This window comes from Marinobacter sp. H13, assembly GCF_059072335.1.
The window spans coordinates 2978586-2997785 of sequence record NZ_JCACRU010000001.1 but is presented as its reverse complement, the minus strand read 5'-3'; the positions used below and the strand labels follow the sequence as shown (position 1 = coordinate 2997785).

Annotated in this window: 15 protein-coding genes; 7 read left to right on the top strand and 8 right to left on the bottom strand. The window is 57.5% G+C overall.

Annotation, left to right across the window (positions count from 1 at the left end):
• Window positions 1-128: 128 nt before the first annotated feature.
• Window positions 129-2657 carry a penicillin-binding protein 1A gene (locus tag AC5JQH_RS13895; protein WP_273018653.1) on the top strand — a complete coding sequence of 843 codons (2529 nt, stop codon included), beginning with the start codon at window positions 129-131 and terminating at the stop codon, window positions 2655-2657.
• Window positions 2658-2722: 65 nt separating this feature from the next.
• Here the strand turns inward: AC5JQH_RS13895 and AC5JQH_RS13890 are convergent, their stop codons facing one another.
• A complete protein-coding gene (locus AC5JQH_RS13890) occupies window positions 2723-3988 on the bottom strand; it encodes a malic enzyme-like NAD(P)-binding protein (RefSeq protein ID WP_493805692.1) in 1266 nt (421 codons plus the stop codon).
• Between the two features lie 251 nt (window positions 3989-4239).
• Window positions 4240-4461 carry a 50S ribosomal protein L31 gene (gene rpmE, locus AC5JQH_RS13885; RefSeq protein ID WP_064230272.1) on the bottom strand — a complete coding sequence of 74 codons (222 nt, stop codon included), beginning with the start codon at window positions 4459-4461 and terminating at the stop codon, window positions 4240-4242.
• Between the two features lie 265 nt (window positions 4462-4726).
• Here rpmE and AC5JQH_RS13880 point away from each other — a divergent pair, with 265 nt between their 5' ends.
• The 5 genes from AC5JQH_RS13880 to hslU all read left to right on the top strand — a co-directional run bounded on the left by AC5JQH_RS13880 (window position 4727) and on the right by hslU (window position 11324).
• Window positions 4727-6901, top strand: coding sequence for a primosomal protein N' (locus AC5JQH_RS13880; protein ID WP_483111924.1), 2175 nt, complete (start codon window positions 4727-4729; stop codon window positions 6899-6901).
• Between the two features lie 131 nt (window positions 6902-7032).
• Complete coding sequence (argS, locus tag AC5JQH_RS13875; protein ID WP_493791475.1) at window positions 7033-8718, top strand: arginine--tRNA ligase; 1686 nt, start codon at window positions 7033-7035, stop codon at window positions 8716-8718.
• Between the two features lie 5 nt (window positions 8719-8723).
• On the top strand, window positions 8724-9362 hold the full coding sequence (locus tag AC5JQH_RS13870) for an SPOR domain-containing protein (protein ID WP_092032955.1): 639 nt from the start codon (window positions 8724-8726) through the stop codon (window positions 9360-9362).
• 90 nt (window positions 9363-9452) lie between these two features.
• Complete coding sequence (gene hslV / locus AC5JQH_RS13865; protein ID WP_008170810.1) at window positions 9453-9983, top strand: ATP-dependent protease subunit HslV; 531 nt, start codon at window positions 9453-9455, stop codon at window positions 9981-9983.
• Between the two features lie 12 nt (window positions 9984-9995).
• Complete coding sequence (hslU, locus tag AC5JQH_RS13860; RefSeq protein ID WP_493791477.1) at window positions 9996-11324, top strand: ATP-dependent protease ATPase subunit HslU; 1329 nt, start codon at window positions 9996-9998, stop codon at window positions 11322-11324.
• Between the two features lie 53 nt (window positions 11325-11377).
• Here the strand turns inward: hslU and AC5JQH_RS13855 are convergent, their stop codons facing one another.
• The 3 genes from AC5JQH_RS13855 to AC5JQH_RS13845 all read right to left on the bottom strand — a co-directional run bounded on the left by AC5JQH_RS13855 (window position 11378) and on the right by AC5JQH_RS13845 (window position 15594).
• Window positions 11378-12619 (bottom strand): patatin-like phospholipase family protein, encoded by a 1242-nt coding sequence (locus tag AC5JQH_RS13855; protein WP_008170814.1) that lies wholly within the window; start codon window positions 12617-12619, stop codon window positions 11378-11380.
• Window positions 12620-12741: 122 nt separating this feature from the next.
• Window positions 12742-15048: a phosphoenolpyruvate--protein phosphotransferase gene (ptsP, locus tag AC5JQH_RS13850; RefSeq protein WP_491713768.1), complete on the bottom strand. Its 2307-nt coding sequence runs from the start codon at window positions 15046-15048 to the stop codon at window positions 12742-12744.
• 15 nt (window positions 15049-15063) lie between these two features.
• Window positions 15064-15594 (bottom strand): RNA pyrophosphohydrolase, encoded by a 531-nt coding sequence (locus AC5JQH_RS13845; RefSeq protein ID WP_041644941.1) that lies wholly within the window; start codon window positions 15592-15594, stop codon window positions 15064-15066.
• Window positions 15595-15767: 173 nt separating this feature from the next.
• Between AC5JQH_RS13845 and AC5JQH_RS13840 the strand changes: the two genes are divergently transcribed.
• Window positions 15768-16424, top strand: a complete 657-nt coding sequence (locus AC5JQH_RS13840) for a histidinol-phosphatase (RefSeq protein ID WP_053114358.1) — start codon at window positions 15768-15770, stop codon at window positions 16422-16424.
• 54 nt (window positions 16425-16478) lie between these two features.
• Here the strand turns inward: AC5JQH_RS13840 and AC5JQH_RS13835 are convergent, their stop codons facing one another.
• From AC5JQH_RS13835 to AC5JQH_RS13825, 3 genes are all read right to left on the bottom strand, one after another.
• Window positions 16479-17675, bottom strand: a complete 1197-nt coding sequence (locus AC5JQH_RS13835) for a class I SAM-dependent rRNA methyltransferase (protein WP_491713767.1) — start codon at window positions 17673-17675, stop codon at window positions 16479-16481.
• A 193-nt stretch (window positions 17676-17868) separates the two neighbouring features.
• Entirely contained in the window at window positions 17869-18261 is a 393-nt protein-coding gene (gene gcvH, locus AC5JQH_RS13830) for a glycine cleavage system protein GcvH (protein WP_008170823.1), read from the bottom strand.
• A 46-nt stretch (window positions 18262-18307) separates the two neighbouring features.
• Window positions 18308-19198, bottom strand: coding sequence for a LysR family transcriptional regulator (locus AC5JQH_RS13825; RefSeq protein WP_092032944.1), 891 nt, complete (start codon window positions 19196-19198; stop codon window positions 18308-18310).
• Between the last annotated feature and the right edge of the window lie 2 nt (window positions 19199-19200).

Genomic DNA, 19200 nt, shown 5'->3' with positions numbered 1-19200 from the left:
TTCTTCACCATTACGTCTACAATGCGTGTTCTTCTTTAGTTGAGAACTATTGCAGCGGTGAAGCACCTCTTCCATCCTAAAGCAATTTCTCAAATGATAGACCTATATCCAACAGTTGTCAGAAAAAAATGTCTCATTTGTTGCGCACATCTCGCCTTTTTGCCTGGTTGTTTCTTACCGGACTGAGTGTCGCCGTTATCGTAACCTCAGGCTTCTATCTTTACCTTCGCCCTGGCCTTCCGCCGGTACATCAGCTTCTGGACATCAAGCTTCAGACGCCATTACGGGTCTATAGCAAAGACAACAGATTAATAGCAGAATTCGGTGAAAAGAGAAGGGCACCCATCACAATCGAACAGATCCCAACAATTCAGTTACAAGCCTTTATGGCGGCTGAAGACTCGCGTTTTTACGAGCACTTCGGGGTCGACATCAAAGGCCTGGCGCGGGCTGCAATCGAACTGGTCTCTACCGGCGAGATCCAGTCCGGGGGCAGTACCATCACAATGCAGGTTGCAAAAAATTACTTTTTGTCACGGGACAGAACCTTTATCCGGAAGTTCAACGAGATACTTCTGGCTCTTCAGATCGAACGTGAACTGGATAAAAACCGCATTCTCGAGCTCTATCTGAACAAGATCTATCTGGGCAATCGGGCCTACGGAATTGCCGCCGCTGCACAGGTTTATTACAACAAGCCGGTCTCGGAACTGTCCCTGGCCCAAATGGCCATGCTCGCCGGCTTGCCAAAAGCGCCCTCGGCATTCAACCCCCTGGCCAATCCGGACCGTGCGATGATCCGGCGCAACTGGATTCTCGGACGAATGCGCGACCTGGGATACATCACTCCGGATGCCCACGAACTTGCTGTTTCCGCCCCCATTACTGCCAGCTACAACAGCACGGAGACTGAAGTCGACGCCGACTATGTTGCCGAAATGGCGAGATCCGAGATGGTTCGGCGGTTCGGCGAGGACGCCTACACCGATGGCTACACCGTCACCCTCACAGTTGACGGCAAGAAACAGCAGGTTGCCACAGAGGCATTAAGAGACGGCCTTGAAGCCTATGATCGGCGCCACGGCTTCAGGGGCCCCATTGGGCAGATTGATCAGGAAACCCTCGCCGAGAGTGAGCCATCAGATCTGATCCTGAACTACCCTCGCGTGGAGTCCCTGCTTCCCGCAATCGTCACAGAGGTTGACGACGAATCCGGCAAAGTGGCGGTGCACGCGCGCCGCATCGGCCCCGCCACCATGGCTTTCGAAACCATGACCTGGGCGAGGCGCTACAAAACTGAAAATCTCACAGGCCCTGAGCCTGAGAAACCCTCCGATGTTGTGGCTCCCGGCGACGTTATCTATGTGCGCGCCCAGAACCCGGAATCGGCCTCGCCAGAGCCAGAAGCCAACGGGAACGAATCCCCGAATGAGCAGTCGGAGCAGCTCGCTGAAGCCTCTGTTGCGCTTGCTCAAATCCCGAGGGTTGAAGGCGCGCTCATTTCACTGAAAGCCAAAACCGGCGCCATTGAGGCACTGAGCGGAGGCTACAGTTTTGGTCAGAGCAAATATAACCGTGCCATACAGGCAAGACGACAGCCTGGCTCCACCTTCAAGCCCTTTCTTTATCTGAGCGCTCTGGAAAGCGGCATGACACCGGCGACCATCTACAACGATGCGCCGATTGTCTTCGATGACTCGGAACTGGAGACTGCCTGGCGCCCCCAGAACTCCTCCGGACAGTTCTATGGCCCAACCCGCCTGCGGGAAGCACTCTATCGCTCACGCAACCTGGTCTCAATCCGACTGCTGCGCGACCTGGGCATCCAGAACACGCTGGATTACCTGGCACAACTGGAAATCCCGGTAGAAAACATGCCGGACGATCTGTCACTCTCCCTGGGCAGCGGGCAGCTTACTCCCATGGAACTTGCCCGAGGCATGGCCGTGATTGCCAACGGAGGCTACGACGTTGAACCCTACCTCATCGAGACTATCACTGACTTTAGCGGTGAGACCATTTACCAGGCGCCGAAAACCGTTCTGTGCGACAAAGACTGCGACGACGATACAGCACAGGAACCATCGGGCGAGCAAGAAGGCTCGCCAAACACCGGCGCCAATGTCTCTGAAACAAGTGAGGACTCGCCCGAGGTTCGGGTTATGCCAAGACTGGCGGACGAACGCTCGGTCTTTATTCTGCATTCAATGATGCAGGACGTCATTCGTCGCGGTACCGGCAGACGAGCGCTGGCCCTTGGCCGGGATGACATCGCCGGCAAAACCGGCACCACCAACGAACAGAAAGACACCTGGTTTGCCGGCTTCAATCACGAAGTGGCAACAACTACCTGGGTCGGATTCGACCAACCGGCACCTTTGGGCAGACGCGAATTTGGCGCCAGCACCGCGCTCCCCATCTGGCTGGACTATATGGAAGTGGCGCTCGAAGGGGCACCCTCTTCCTTCATGCCTCGACCCAATGGCATCGTCAATATCCGGATCAACCCCGAAACCGGACAGCGCGCAAGGCCGGGCGAGGATGGCATTTTCGAGGTCTTCCGGGAAGAGGATGCGCCACCGCCCCTGACATCCGAAACCGAGAACGACCGCAATGGAGGCTCCGAGGAAGACGACCTGTCAAGGCGAATCTTCTGACATCAGGAGCAGGCACAAAAAAACCGGCGGGATCACCGCCGGTTTTTTATACCCTGGATGACAGATCAGATAATGTCGTCCATTGACTTCAGCGGGTAGTGCGCAGGGTATGGATTACGTGCAACGCCGGAATCCACGGCAGCGCGAGCAACGGCGGCCGGCACAACTTCCAGCAAGCGGACGTCCATCGGCTTGGGAATGATGTACTCTTTCCCGAACTCGAAACTCTCCACACCGTATGCCTCGCAAATTTCCTGAGGCACAGGCTCCTTGGCCAGCTCACGGATTGCATTGACGGCCGCCACCTTCATTTCCTCGTTGATCGCATTGGCACGAACGTCCAGCGCTCCACGGAAAATGAACGGGAAACCCAACACATTGTTAACCTGGTTCGGATAATCAGAGCGACCGGTGGCCATGATCAGATCATCGCGGGTTGCCAGGGCAATTTCCGGGCTAATCTCCGGATCCGGGTTGGAGCAGGCGAAAACGATCGGCTTGGGAGCCATTTTCTTGAGCTGTTCAGCAGTCAGGAGATCCGGACCGGACAGCCCCAGGAATACGTCAGCACCATCAATCGCGTCGTCCAGAGTGCGCTTGTCCGTGTCGTTGGCGAACATTGCCTTGTACTGATTCAAATCATCACGACCAGAGTGGATCACACCCTTGCGGTCAAGCATGAAGATGTTCTCAGAACGAATACCGCAGCTGATCAGAATCTTCATGCAGGCAATGGCGGCAGCACCGGCACCCAGGCAGACCACCCTCGCCTCTTCAATCTTTTTGCCCTGCAGCTCGAGGGCATTGATCATGCCGGCTGCAGTTACGATGGCAGTACCATGCTGGTCATCGTGGAAGATGGGCACGTTGCACTTTTCGATCAGCGCGCGCTCAATTTCAAAGCACTCGGGCGCTTTGATGTCTTCCAGATTGATACCACCGAAGGTATCTGCAATACGCTCAACTGTTTCGATAAACGCCTGCGGGCTCTCGGAATTGACTTCAATATCGAAGACATCAATTCCGGCAAAGCGCTTGAACAGTACGCCCTTGCCTTCCATAACCGGCTTGCTTGCCAGCGGACCCAGGTTACCCAGACCAAGAATCGCGGAACCATCAGAGATAACAGCCACCAGGTTGCCCTTGGCAGTGTACTTGTATGCGTTTTCCGGGTCCTTTGCGATCTCGCGGACCGGTTCGGCAACCCCGGGGCTATACGCCAGGGAAAGGTCGCGGGAGGTCTTGGTTGGCTTGGTGATTTCGACACTCAGCTTACCAGGCCGCGGCTTGGCGTGATATTCAAGGGCTGCTTCTTTCAGATCTTGAGACATTGCCACTGTTCCGTTTGTCACGTTTAAAGGTAATGAACCGCCGGAGCTGTGGAGCCTCTAGTTAACACCGAACCGGAGGGCCCCTATCCAGCAGAGCGCGCCATTATGGCCCGCCAGACCCGAAACGACAAGTGGGCCATGAACATTTTGTGAACAGTCAATAGTGCTAATTGCGTATGTATCTTATGAGTACACTATGAGCTCCGGGCACAAAAAAAGCGCCCGAAGGCGCTTTTCCGAGTCCACTGCGATCAGTCTTTCTTGCCGCCAATACGGCCACCGAAACGCTTCTGGAAACGGTCAATACGACCACCGGTATCCATAACTTTCTGCTTGCCGGTGTAGAACGGGTGGCACTGTGAACACACGTCCAGCTGCAGATCATGGGTGTAGGTAGAACGGGTCTTGAATGTGTTACCGCAAGAACAGGTGGCGGTAATTTCTTCGTACTTGGGGTGGATACCTTCTTTCATGGCGAACCTCGTTAGGTCATGCCGCTACCTGATCGCGGGGTATCTTGATTACCCAGGCGCCAGGCACCGCATGTTTGAATCAATTGAGAAGACGGGGCACAATCATGCCCTGCCGGAAACAGACCGCGAATCTTACTTGCAATTATTGCTGCAGGCAAGCACCACACCTGACTTCCGGACTCGCCCTCCCCGGATTTCGCGGCAGGCCGCCGACTGAAACAGGATAAGGAAAAACCGTGACACCCGTCATCCAGTGGAGCACTCGGTGCCATTGATTGCACGCATCGCCCTGAATCGTCCTCTGCGTCGACTCTTTGATTACATTATTCCAGAAGACCTTGAATTGACGCCGGGTCAGAGAGTGCGAATCCCCTTTGGCCGGCAGCAGGCAACGGGTCTTGTTGTTCAGGTGGGCGTTGAGCCTCCTCCCGGCATCACTCTCAAGGCTGTGGCAGGGGCAATGGAAAACTGGCCTGCATTGCCCGTGGAAACCTTCAAGCTTCTCAGTTGGGCAAGCGACTATTACCAGCATCCGCTCGGCGAATGCCTGTTCACTGCCCTGCCCCCAGCACTCAGACGAGGGCGCATTGCAGAGGAAAAAAAGGATCAGTGGTGGCTGGCAATCGACAGCGGCTCGACGATTCCCGCGAATGCGCATAAACAAAAAGCCCTTTGGGATTGGCTGAACCAGCGATCCAACGGCGCCCCGACAACCGATATTCTGAGGGCGGGATTCAACCGGGCGCAACTCAAGGCACTGCAGGAGAAGCAACTGATCGAGGTTGTCTCGCCAGCCCGACCGGCGGATTTCAATGAAGCCCCCGAGCTGCTGGCCCGCCGACCCAGATTATCCGAGGCGCAGACATCTGCCGCCGAGCAGCTGGCTACCCCGGACGAAGGGTTTTCCGCCTTCCTTCTGTACGGCATCACCGGTAGCGGAAAAACCGAGATCTACCTTCATTACCTGAAAGAACACCTGGGAAATCAGGATCAGGCCCTGGTACTGGTTCCGGAGATCAATCTGACGCCCCAAACGGTCGCCCGATTCCAGCGCTATTTTGGCGCACGGATTGTCGTATGGCACTCAGCGCTGAACGACAGTGAACGTCTGACGACATGGCTGAAAGTGCGGAACGGCGAGCCCGTTATCCTTGTAGGTACGCGATCGGCTGCTTTGCTACCGTTCACCAACCTGCGAACCATCATTGTCGATGAAGAGCACGACAGCTCTTACAAGCAGGGTGAAGGTTTTCGGTACTCCGGCCGGGACCTGGCCGTCTACCGCGCACACCTGAACAAATGCCCCGTAATTCTGGGATCCGCCACTCCGTCGCTGGAATCCGTTCATAATGCAGAGCAGGCCAAATACCATCTGGTAAAGCTTGAAGAGCGCGCCGGCAATGCTGCGCCCCCGGTCATCAGCTTGCTGGATATCCGGAGTCGCCCATTGGAGGGCGGCCTCTCCCGCCCTGCCTTGAATGCCATCGAACAGATTCTGGCAAAAGGTGAGCAGGCGCTGGTTTTCGTCAATCGGCGAGGGTTTGCCCCGGTCATGATGTGCTTTGACTGCGGCCACATGGTTGAATGCCCGCGCTGCGACACTCGCCTGACCTACCACCGCCGGGACCGGGCGATGAGATGCCACCACTGCGACTACCAGACGGCGGCGACCGAGCAGTGCCCAAAGTGCAAGAGTGAGGCCTTCAAACCGGTTGGGCAGGGCACCGAGAGAACGGAGGACATTCTTGCCACGGCTTTCCCGGATACACCGGTGGTGCGAGTGGATCGCGACAGCACGCAGCGCAAAGGCAGCATCCAGGGCATCCTGAACCAGGTAAACACCGGCAAACCGTGCGTGCTTGTGGGCACCCAGATGCTGGCGAAAGGACACGACTTCCCGAATGTCACACTCGTGGTGGTGGTAAACGCGGATGGTGGGCTGTTCAGCGTGGACTTTCGCGCCCCCGAGCAACTCATACAGACCCTTCTGCAGGTCAGTGGCCGCGCCGGACGGGGCACAAAGCCCGGCAAAGTGCTTGTGCAAACCTGCCACAGCGACCACCCGCTGTTAAAGACACTGTGCGAAGGCCACTACCTCGACATCGCCGACCAACTCCTGAAAGAGCGGGAAGAAGGCCAATTCCCGCCATTCCGCGCCATGGCTATCTTCAGGGCAGAAGGCGACACCATGGAGAAAAGCTTGCAAGTGCTGGATACAATTAAGCCCCTCGCGAATACCACAGGCATCGAAACCTGGGGACCGTTGCCAGCCATGATTGCCCGGCGCGCCGACAAGCACCGCGCGCAACTGATCCTCAACGCCCGCAACCGGAAAAAGCTGAACAGCCTGCTTACCGGAATCTGTCAGGAACTGGACCAGAGAAAGCTGCCTGCCGGGGTCAAATGGATGATTGATGTTGATCCGCAGGAAACAGGATAATTTGAGCCGAGACTGCGGAATCCCGAGCCTTTTGCTTGCAGCCAAACTTTCCGCGATAATAGCCGCCTTCTGTTTTCAACGGGCCTCCTGCCCCGAATCCAATTCTCCTGTAAACCGAGTCATCTGACAGCATGAAAGAGACCGTTTCCGATCTGCTCCAGTCTGCACTGGCAGCACTCCAAGCCGATGGCACGCTGCCTGCGGACCAGTCCTTCACTCCACAGGTGGGCAATACCAAGGACAAGTCCCACGGCGACTATGCCTGCAACATTGCCCTGGTTGCCTCGAAAGCTGCCGGTTGCCCGCCTCGCAAACTGGCGGAGGCGCTTATCGAGAAGCTGCCGCAGAGCAACGCGGTGGAGAAAGTGGAGATTGCCGGGCCCGGTTTCATCAACTTCTTTATGAGCACGGCCAGTGCTTTTGAAGTGGTCAACACCATACTGAATGAAGGCGATCGTTTTGGCCGCAACAACCAGGGCCAGGGCGAAAAAGTTCAGGTGGAGTTTGTTTCGGCCAATCCCACAGGCCCACTCCACGTTGGCCACGGGCGTGGCGCGGCGATTGGCGACTGCCTTTGCCGGCTGCTCGAAGCAAACGGCTACGATGTGACCCGGGAGTTCTACTACAACGACGCCGGGGCCCAGATTGATAACCTGGCACTCTCAGTTCAGTCGCGGGTGAAAGGTCTGACGCCGGACGACGAGAGCTGGCCGGCGGACGGCTACCGGGGCGACTACATCGTTGATGTCGCCAAGGCCTACCTTGCTGGCGACACCGTCACAGCGGACGATCGGGAAGTGACCGCCAAGGCGGACCCCGAAGACCGCGACGCCATCCGCGAATTCGCCGTCGCCTACCTGCGCCGGGAGCAGGACCTGGATCTGAAAGCCTTCGGCGTTCAGTTCGATGTCTATTTCCTGGAATCCTCCCTGTACGAGGACGGCAAGGTTGAAGCCACGGTCAAACGCCTGCAAGAAAATGGCTACACCTACGAGCAGGATGGTGCCATGTGGCTGAAAACCACAGAGTTCGGCGACGACAAGGATCGGGTCATGCGCAAGAAGGACGGTGGCTACACCTACTTCCTGCCGGATGTCGCCTATCACCTGGACAAGTGGCAACGGGGCTTTACCACTGTTATCAACGAACAGGGTGCCGACCACCACTCTACCGTTACCCGCGTTCGCGCCGGCTTGCAGGCACTGAATGCCGGCATTCCGGAAGGCTGGCCAGACTACGTGCTGCACCAGATGGTGATGGTGACCCGCTCCGGCCAGGAGGTGAAAATCTCCAAACGCGCCGGCAGCTATGTCACAGTCCGGGACCTGATTGATGAAGTGGGCCGCGATGCCACCCGATTCTTCCTGGCCGCGCGCCGCGTCGATTCACAATTGACCTTCGATATCGATCTGGCTCGCTCCCAGACCAATGAAAACCCGGTTTATTACGTGCAGTATGCCCATGCGCGCATCTGCAGCGTGCTTCGAAAACTGGCCGAGGAAGGTGCAGAGCGCGGCCGCAACGAATGCATCGGCGACCTCTCACTGCTAACGCTTGACGAGGAAAAGGATCTGGCCAACCAGCTGGCCAAGTATCCGGAGCTCATTGCCAATTCCGCCGTGCAACGTGAACCGCACCATCTCACGCACTACCTGCGGGACCTGGCGGGCCAGTTCCATACGTATTACAACGCCCATAAGGTATTGATTGAAGATACCGCCGTTCGTGACGCCAGGGTCAGCCTCTACCTTGCCATAAGGCAGGTTATCGCCAACGGTCTGGACCTGCTGGGCGTCAGCGCACCGGAAGAGATGTAAGACGAATGTCCCGAGACTACGCCCGTAAGGACAGACCCGCCAAAGCGTCGGCTACGTCACGCAAAAAGCCTGCGAAACAGGCAAAGCCGACGGCTGCCCGGCCGAAACCGGCGGCCAGTGCCCGCTCCCAGCACGGTGGCCTGTCGCTCAAGTGGATACTGTCCCTGGCGGCCGTGGGCGGCTTTATCGGGTTTATCGTCTACCTGAACTCCTTGCCAACGAGTCCACATTCGCAGCAGCCAGCAGTCACTGAGAAACCGGCCCAGAAACCTGCGAAGACGCCCGCAGAGACCGCGAAGGAAGAGGAAAAACCCGGGTTCCGCTTCTACGAGATGCTGCCGGAATCCGAGGTGGTACCGCCGAAAGTCGAAGAATACACACCCGGACCGACACAAACGGATTTCAATTATCTGCTTCAGTCCGGCTCTTTCCGCAGCAAGGAGGACGCCGAACGACAGCGGGCTCAGATTGCCTTCCAGGGTTTGCGGGCAAGTACCCAGAGGATTGACCTGGACAACGGTTCGGTCTGGTACCGCGTCAACGTTGGCCCCTTCACCTCCCGAAGCCAGATGAACTCCGCCATCGACAAACTGGTTTCCCTGAATATCCAGCCACTGGTCCGGAAGATCCCCAAGGAAGGCTGATCTTTCGGGCCGGGTGCGAACACCTTGAATTCGCACCAGAAGCCTCCATAACAACGGGATACCAATTTCAATCAGGCAATTGGAGCCCAAATGACTACCATTCTTTCCGTCAGGCGCGATGACGAAGTTGCCATGGGTGGCGACGGCCAGGTTTCCCTCGGCAATACCGTAATGAAAGGCAATGCCCGGAAGGTTCGCCGCCTCTACAACGGCCAGGTGATCGCCGGCTTCGCGGGCGGTACCGCCGATGCCTTCACCCTGTTCGAGCGATTCGAAGCCCAGCTTGAAAAACACCAGGGCAACCTCACCAGGGCTGCGGTGGAATTGGCGAAAGACTGGCGAACTGACCGTGCGCTGCGCCGGCTCGAGGCCTTGCTGGCTGTAGCGGACAAAACCGCCTCGCTGATCATCACCGGCAACGGGGATGTGATCGAGCCGGAACAGGGCCTGATTGCCATCGGGTCTGGCGGGCCCTTTGCCCAGGCTTCAGCCCGGGCCTTGCTGGAAAACACAGACCTGTCCGCCCACGAGATAGTCGAGAAAGGTCTGGATATCGCCGCCGATATTTGTATCTACACCAACCACAATCGCACCCTTGAAGTGCTCTCCAAAAACGACTGATCCGGAGCGACCATGTCTGCAATGACTCCCCGTGAGATTGTCCACGAGCTCAACAAACACATCGTGGGCCAGGAAGAAGCCAAGCGGGCGGTGGCTATCGCCCTGAGAAATCGCTGGCGCCGGATGCAGCTGGACAGCAGCCTGCGCGATGAGATCACTCCCAAGAACATCCTGATGATCGGTCCCACGGGTGTGGGTAAAACCGAGATTGCCCGGCGCCTCGCAAAATTGGCCGATGCCCCGTTTCTGAAAGTGGAGGCCACCAAATTCACCGAAGTCGGCTACGTCGGCCGCGACGTGGAATCCATCATTCGTGATCTGGCGGATATGGCCGTCAAGATGCTGCGCGAAGCAGCAATGAAGCGTCACGAAGAACGGGCATTGGACGCGGCGGAAGAGCGCATCCTTGATGCACTGATCCCGCCGCCCCGGGATTTCGGTGAAGACAGCCAACGCAGTTCCGACTCCTCCACTCGCCAGCTGTTCCGGAAAAAACTCCGGGAGGGCGAACTGGATGACAAGGAAATCGAGATCGACCTGCGTAATTCCAACGCCGGAGTCGAAATTATGGCGCCTCCGGGCATGGAGGAGATGACCAATCAGCTGCAGAGCATGTTCTCCAACCTGTCTTCCGACAAGCGAAAAACACGGAAGATGAAGGTTTCTGACGCCCTCAAGCGGGCCAAGGAAGAAGAGGCTGCGAAGCTGGTCAACGAAGAAGAGATCAAGCAGAAAGCCATTCAGGCCGTCGAGCAGAATGGCATCGTGTTCGTGGACGAGATCGACAAGGTCGCCAAGCGATCCGAGAATACCTCGTCGGATGTTTCCCGCGAGGGCGTCCAGCGCGATCTGCTCCCGTTAATTGAGGGCAGCACCGTAAGCACGAAATACGGATCTGTGCGCACCGATCATATTCTGTTCATCGCTTCCGGCGCGTTCCACCTGTCCAAGCCCTCGGATCTGATTCCGGAGCTGCAAGGCCGCTTGCCGATCCGCGTTGAGCTTCAGGCACTGACACCCGAGGACTTCAAACGCATCCTGACCGAACCGGATGCCTCCCTGGTGCAGCAGTACGAAGCGCTGATGCTGACCGAAGGTGTGAAACTGACCTTCCGGGAGGATGCCATTGCACGTATCGCCGAGGTTGCCTGGAAGGTGAACGAGAGCACTGAAAACATCGGTGCCCGTCGGCTGCATACCGTCCTTGAGCGGTTGCTTGAAACCCTTTCCTTCGATGCCGGTGACAAGGTTACCGATGGCTTCGAGGTAACCGCCGAATACGTGGATGAAAAGCTTGGAGAGTTGTCCGAAGACGAGGATCTGAGCCGGTACATTCTGTAGGCGTGAGCGAGGGGGCAGATGACACAGTCATCTGCCCCCTCGCCTACTGAACATTATTGCGCCTTTGAAAAGAGGTGCGAAACGTTAGTCAAGCCACCCGCCAACCGGCCCTTCTCGGCTTTTTTCTTCCTGCCCTTGGCCACATACAGTGGCAGCATTTCGCCGTATAGACTGGTACTGATCGTCCGCTGCTCGTCTTCAAGGCGATCCCGGCGAAGCTTGATGCCATATTTCGCCAGCTTGGGCTCCAGCTGATCTGCGCGACTCAGAAGATCCCGCCGTGTCATCTGATAGGCGTGCTCACACACCATTCTACGGGACTGGAAGCTGAATACGTTGGAGAAGAACAGCTTGGCGTCGTCTCGGGTGGGTTCAAACAGCAGAATATCCTTGTCGGGATAATCCCGGGCATACTGGGCAATGCCCGACTGCATCCTTGAGTACACCATGGTCCTGAAGGTCTGTGACAGAACGTTTGGCATACCTGAGCGGGTCAGCTCGCCCGGCTTCATGGAGCCGGCCCGGACCGCCGCACTGGCGTCAATCGGCACCTGGGGATTCACGGCGAAAACCAGGTCGGCACCGTCTTCAAAAGCCACGGAGGCGTGCAAACCCTTGCGCAGCGTACCGTCCACATAATACCGCCCATCGATTTCCACTGGCACATACAACCCCGGTGAGGCAGTGCTGGCCTGAATAGCCTTGGAAATGGGCACATGATCAAAACCGGGAGCACCAAAGCAGACCGCTTCGGTACTCTCAACATCGGCAGCCACGATGTAGAGGCTGCGCTTGAGCTGACGGAAATCATTGGTGCGCCCAAGCATGGTGAAGGCCCGTTTGAGATACTCATGCAGGCCCTCGTTATCAAACAAGCCGGCAGGGGCTGCCTGGGCCAGGATGGTCATGGCTTCCAGCAGACTCTGATCGTAGGGGTTGTTGACGAAGCGACTCACTGCCGTCGAAACCAACCCGGGAATTGCCAGCAATCGACTGCCAATCTCCCGGAAAGCCGGGCGATAGAATACTTCCGGATGGAACGGGTGTACTTCCGCCTCGTTACGCACGAAAATTCGGCAAAGTTGCGCCGTGGTCATCTGGTTGGCGAGATTCGCCGCCACAAAAGAGCCGCCATTAACACCAACATAGACATCGATGTTGTTGAAATCGAGACCATCAAGTGCCTCATCCAGCGCCCGGAGCGCTCCGATTTCATAAATGCCGCCCAGAGGACCACCGCCACCAAGGGCAAGCCCGATGCGGGGAGCGGGTTTATGGTCAATTGGCGAGCTCATAGCCTTCCCTTTTCCGGATTAAGAATGCGGGTCCTTCAGGCAGACCGCCGGATAATTCCAGTTTCAAGATAACAACCGTATTTAGAGTGCGCACCCTATATTGCCCAAACCCGTACCTGCGATCAGGAAACGGCGGCCTCTGATACCGCCATAGCCGTCGACTTGCCGGGGCGCAGGTAACGGCCGAAGCCGGCATTACGCAACGCCAGGTCGACACAGCTCTTGATCACGTGAGGCGAGTCCAGTAACAACACATCCTCCAATAGCTGAATGGCCCACTCACGGCTGACACTGCGAATCACCGATTTGACCTTGGGCAAGCTGGCGGCGTTCATGGACAGGGAATCGTAACCCATGGCCATCAACAGCAGCGCACCGCCGGGATCACCCGCCAGTTCACCGCAGATGCCAACAGGCTTGCCCACCGAGTGAGCGTCCTGGGCGATTCGCACCAGCGCCTGGAGCACCGCCGGGTGATACGAGTGATAGAGCTGGGCAACCCGGGGATTGTTACGATCCACCGCCAGCAGATACTGGGTCAGGTCGTTGGAACCAACAGAGAGGAAGTCCACCCTGTCCGCCAGTTCCCGAATCTGGTAAACGGCAGCGGGGATTTCGACCATCACGCCCACCTTGGGCATGTGAATGTCGTAACCCTCTTCCCGAACTTCGTGGTACACCCGGTAAATCAGGTGCAGGGACTCCTCCACCTCCGAGATGTTGGAGATCATTGGCAGCATGATCTGGAGGTTGTTCAACCCCTCGCTGGCCTTGAGCATGGCCCGAACCTGAACCAGGAAGATCTCCGGGTGGTCGAGGGTAACGCGGATACCCCGCCAGCCCAGGAACGGGTTTTCCTCCTGGATCGGGAAATAGGTCAGCGCCTTGTCGCCGCCAATATCCAGCGTACGCATGGTAACGGGGCTCGGCGCGAAGGCTTCGAGCTGCTCCCGGTAATACTCTCGCTGCTCCTGCTCTGAGGGGAAGCGGTCCTTGATCATGAAGGGCACTTCGGTCCGGTAAAGACCGATACCCTCGGCACCGTGCGAGAGCGAGCGCACCACATCGGTCATCAACCCGGTGTTCACCAGCAGTGAGACCCGATGGTGATCGGTGGTTTCACAGGGCTTGTCCTTGAGAACTTCAAGCCCGCGAATAAGTTCGTCTTCTTCGTCGCAGATCGCCTGGTAGTAGGAGCGGAGGTCTGCCGATGGCGAAGCAAAAATCTGGCCCTCAAAGCCGTCTACGATCAGTTCCTTGCCGTCGAGCTGATTTACGGGAATATCGACCAGCCCCATAACAGTCGGCACGCCCATGGCGCGTGCCAGAATGGCGACATGAGAGTTACTGGAGCCTTTGACCGACACCAGACCCACCAGCTGCCCCTTGGGGACCTCGCCAAGCATGGCCGGTGTCAGCTCTTCGCTGACCAGGACCGTGCGCTCGGGGTAGTTCAGGTGTTTCTGCTCGCCTTCCTGCAGATGAGACAGCAGACGGCGGCCCAGGTCCCGGATATCAACAGCGCGTTCCTGCAGGTAATGATCGTCCATCATCTCGAAATGACGGATGTACTGCTGGACCACCTGCTTGAGAGCGCCCTGGGCCCAGATCCCTTCCCTGATCTTGTTCGACACCTCACCAGGCATGGCATCGTCGCCCAGCATTCTCAGATAGACATCGAACAGGGCCTGCTCTTCAGGACGCAGCTGCGAAGCCAACCGCTTGGCAACCCGCTCGATATCTTCCCTCACCGCTTTAATCGACGCTCCGAACAGGGCCAGTTCCTGATCAATATCGTCAGTCGGCTTTTCCGGAACCACATCAAGGTCAGCGGATGGATAAACGACAACGCCATTGCCGATGGCAACACCTGGAGCACCCGGCACGCCGTTAAAACTGACATCGTGTGCCTCCTCACCGGTCAGGGACAGGCCACTGATGGCGCCGGTGGCTTCACTATGGGCTATGACCCCCGCCAGCTGAGCGGAAACGGTTACCAGGAATGCCTCTTCGCCCTCATCAAAGCACCGGGAACTCTCCCTCTGCTGGACAACGAGCACACCCAACACCCGGCGATGGTGAATGATCGGAACACCCAGGAACGAGCGGAAGCGCTCCTCACCAGTCTCGGGGAAGTAACGATAGCGTGGATGGGAGGGCGCATCCTCGAGGTTGATAGGCTCCTCACGAGAGCCCACCAGGCCGACAAGACCCTCTGAATAGGCCAGGCTCACCTGGCCAACCGCCTTGCGGTAAAGGCCTTCGGTGGCCATCAAAATGTAGCGGTTGGTGGCAGGGTCAAGCAGGTAGACGGAACAGACCTCGGTTCCCATGGCTTTCTGCACCCGCGATACAATGATATCCAGCGCCTCCTGCAGATCGCGGGCGCTGTTTACCTCTTGTACTAGACTTCGCAGAATGCTCAGCATGGCGGTGTCAGTCCGTCATTTCTGGTGTTCCTGTAAACGCCGATTCTGCTCCGCCCTGTGCCACTGCTCCATGTTGTAGAACAGTCGCGGCGCAAGCTCTCTCAGCGCGCGTCGATACACTTCTCGCTTGAATGAAACCACCTGCCCCAACGGATACCAGTAGCTTACCCACTGCCAGCCGTCGAACTCCGGTGAATCCGTACCGTCCACGCAAACCTGCGCGTCCGGCGATAACATCCTCAGCAGGAACCATTTCTGTTTTTGGCCCACACAAACGGGGTGGGAGTTTTGGCGTACCATCCTCCTCGGGAGTCGATACCTCAGCCAGCCTCGCGTGCAGCTGATGATTTCCACATCGTTTGCACAGAGGCCGATTTCCTCTCCAAGCTCCCGGTACAGCGCATCCTCGGGGGATTCATCATGTTTGATGCCACCCTGGGGAAACTGCCAGGAGTCCTGCCCTATTCGCCTTGCCCAGAGAACTTCTCCTCTGTGATTGGCCAGAATGATTCCGACGTTGGGTCTGAAACCGTCTGAATCGATCACGGCACAGTCCTCTCAAAAGTCGGTTGACCGGTACAAAAATTCACCGGTCGGATTTGTCCAAGTTGCTCTCATTCTTACAGAATCCCAAGGGTTCGGCAAACGGAGCCGTTGGGGACAGGTCATGATAGACTTGGCGTTTTACTGCAAGCCCTGTGATCACCGGAGGTAGCCGCTTGACGCTCGCAATTTTTGATCTCGACAACACCCTTTTAGCCGGAGACAGCGACCACGCCTGGGGCGAATTTCTGGTGGAGGAAGGCATTGTCGATGCCGAGGAATACCGCCTTGCCAACGACCGCTTCTATCAGGAATACCTGAACGGCGAGCTGGATATTCTGCACTACCTGGGGTTTGCCCTTCAGCCTTTGGCCAGTCACAACATGGAAGAGCTACTGGCGTGGCGGGAAGCCTTTATGGAGAAAAAAGTACGCCCCATGATGCAGGCCACTGCGAATACGCTGCTGGACAGCCACCGGGAGCAGGGTCACACCCTGATGATCATCACCGCCACCAACCGTTTTGTGACTGAACCCATTGCCGAGGCCCTCGGCATCGAACATCTGATTGCCACCGAGCCCGAGCTTGTCAACGGCCGTTATACAGGCGAAGTGGCCGGCACTCCGAGCTTTCAGGATGGCAAAGTCGCGCGACTGGATGACTGGCTGAGTGCCCATAACAGGACACTCGAGGGGGCCTGGTTCTACAGCGACTCCCACAATGACTTGCCGCTGCTGAAAAAAGTGGACAACCCGGTGGCCGTAGACCCGGACCCGACCCTGGAGCAATTTGCCCGGGACAACGGCTGGAAAGTGATGTCACTGAGAGGCTGAAATGTGAATATGGGGTCAGATGAAAGCTTTCATCTGACCCCGACTTCAAATGCTTCAGAAGAAGCCTGTTAGTGAGCGTACAAAGCAGGACTTGATGTAATCGGTCTCGGGGATGCCCGGAATCACCGGGTGATCCGGAGCCTGATGCCCCTGCTCGAGCAACTGGACAAAGCGGTCGATCTTGCGGCCGCTGCCTCGAATGATGTCCACCAGCTTCTCCTGCGAGAGATGCATCGAACAGGACGCGGAAACCAGTATCCCATCGCGCTCCAGCAACCGCAGACCGAGCTGGTTCAGCCGGGCATAGGCCTCTTCACCCGCCTTCTGGTCCCTGCGCCGGGGAATCAGTGCCGGCGGATCGAGAACCACCACATCAAACTTCTCCTTCTCATCCGCCAGCGCCTTCAGGGCCTCGAAGGCATCTCCCTCAATGGTTTCCACATTGTCGAGGCCATTGAGCCTGGCGTTGTGGTGAACCGAATCAATGGCACCGGCCGAACTGTCGACACAGGTCACTTGGGTGGCCCCGGCACAAGCGGCCTGAATGCCCCAGCCACCGACATAACTGAACACATCCAACACCCGCTTGCCCGGCGCATAGGCCTGCAAACGGGCACGGTTCATCCGATGATCGTAAAACCAGCCCGTCTTCTGGCCGCCTTCCAACGGCACCTCGAACCGGACACCGTTCTCCTCCACCTCCAGCAGACTCACCGCAGCGCCATGGGCCTGCTCCACGTAGGTATCCAGCCCTTCCACCTTGCGCATCTTGCCATCGTTCTTGAGGATGATCGCCGCCGGGTGCACCAGCCGCTGAACTGCCCGAACCACCGCCTCCTTCATGGCCTCCATACCGGCCGTGGAAATCTGCACCACCACGATGGAATCAAACCGGTCAATCACCAGCCCCGAAAGCCCATCACTGTCGCCAAACACCCAACGGTAAAACGGCTTGTCAAAAAGCCGCTCCCGCAGCGCCAGAGCGGCTTCCATCCGCTGGGTCAACCGCTGAGGCGTCATGCCATGGCCCGGATCCCGACTGATCAGCCGGCCACAAATCAGCGCATGGGGATTAACGAACACTGTACCCAGAGGCTTGTCGTTCGACGCCCGAAGCTCCGCCTGAACACCGGCCTCGAATTCCGTCAGCGGACTGCGGCGGGTGTCCACCTCATTGCTGTAAACCCATAGATGGCCAGCACGGAGACGGCGCTCTGCGCCTTTTCGAAGATACAGAACCGGAAAATTCATAAAGACCACCTGGAAAGGAAAGACAGGGATTATACAAGATGAGTTGAAACTGATACCGATGTATGACGGGCTGACGGGGCGGGCCTTCCAAAACTGTGCGGAGCCAGGGATGGCGGAGCCAAGCTTACAAGGACGTATTCACAGCGTGTTTTGGAAGGCCCGCCCCGTCAGGCCAGCCTCCCAAGCGGAAGTGTTATTCCTCGGCCGCCACATGCTCCGCATAAGCTGTAGAATCCATCAGGCCATCCAGCTCACCAGCATCCTCGAGACGCACCTTGTAAAGCCAGCCGTCACCGTAGGGATCTTCGTTGACCTTCTCCGGCTCGTCCTCGAGGCTCTCATTCACCTCGATAACCTCACCAGTCACCGGGCTGAACACATCCGAAGCCGACTTGACCGACTCCGCAACGCCGGCTTCCTCGCCACCGTTTACGGTGGCGCCCACATCCGGAACCCCGATATAAACCACATCTCCCAGCTGCTCCTGGGCAAAATCCGTAATACCGACAGTCGCCGTGCCATCGTCTGACACGCGAACCCATTGATGGGTCTCAATGTATTTCAGGTCTGCGGGTATCTCACTCATAGTCTGGTTTCCTGAACGAATTTTTTGCGCAGTTTAACTGAAGAGGTTAATTCCAGCGAACCTCACGTGCCAGCTTCATGAACGAATTCAGGTAATCCACCTCCCGATCCCGCTCACGAAGTCCTAAAAAGATCTGTTTCGGAATCCCCGTTTCCCCGAGCTGAACCGGCCGAACCGGAATCCGGGTACCGTAATCCTCGACCAGCCACCGTGGGAGCGCGGCCACCCCGCGCCCTGCCGCGACCATTTGCAACATGATATCGGTGGTCTCGATGGTTTTATGCCGCGCGGGACTGGCGTGGGCCGGAAGCAGGAACCGCGTGTAGATATCCAGACGTTCGATCTCCACCGGATAGGTGATCAGGGTTTCTTTCTCCAGATCCCCGGGTTCAGCCCATGCCTTGTCCGCCAGAGCATGGTCCGCAGCCACCACCAACACCTGCTCGTAGTCGAACACCGGCTCGAAAACCAGGCCCGGGCGCTGCAGGGGGTCTGGAGTTACCAGCATGTCGATGTCGTGACCGAACAGGGCGCCAATGCCGCCAAACTGGAATTTCTGTTTTACATCCACATCCACCCCGGGCCAGCTCTCCAGATAGGGCCCGACTACTTTCAACAGCCATTGATAGCATGGATGGCACTCCATTCCGATACGCAGCGTGCCACGCTGCCCCCTGGCAAACTGGCCGATCAGCATCTCCGCGTGCTCCAACTGCGGCAGCAGCCTGTTGGCCAGTGAAAGCAGGTATTCCCCCGACTGGGTCAGTCGCAACTGCCGCCCTTCCCGCACCCAGACGTCGGTACCCAACTGGTGTTCCAGCTTACGGATGGAATGGCTGAGGGCAGATTGCGTCAAGTGCAGGCACTCGGCGGCCGCCGTCAAAGACCCCTGCTGATTCACTGCCCGGAGAATTTCCAGATGGCTTCGCTCGATCATTA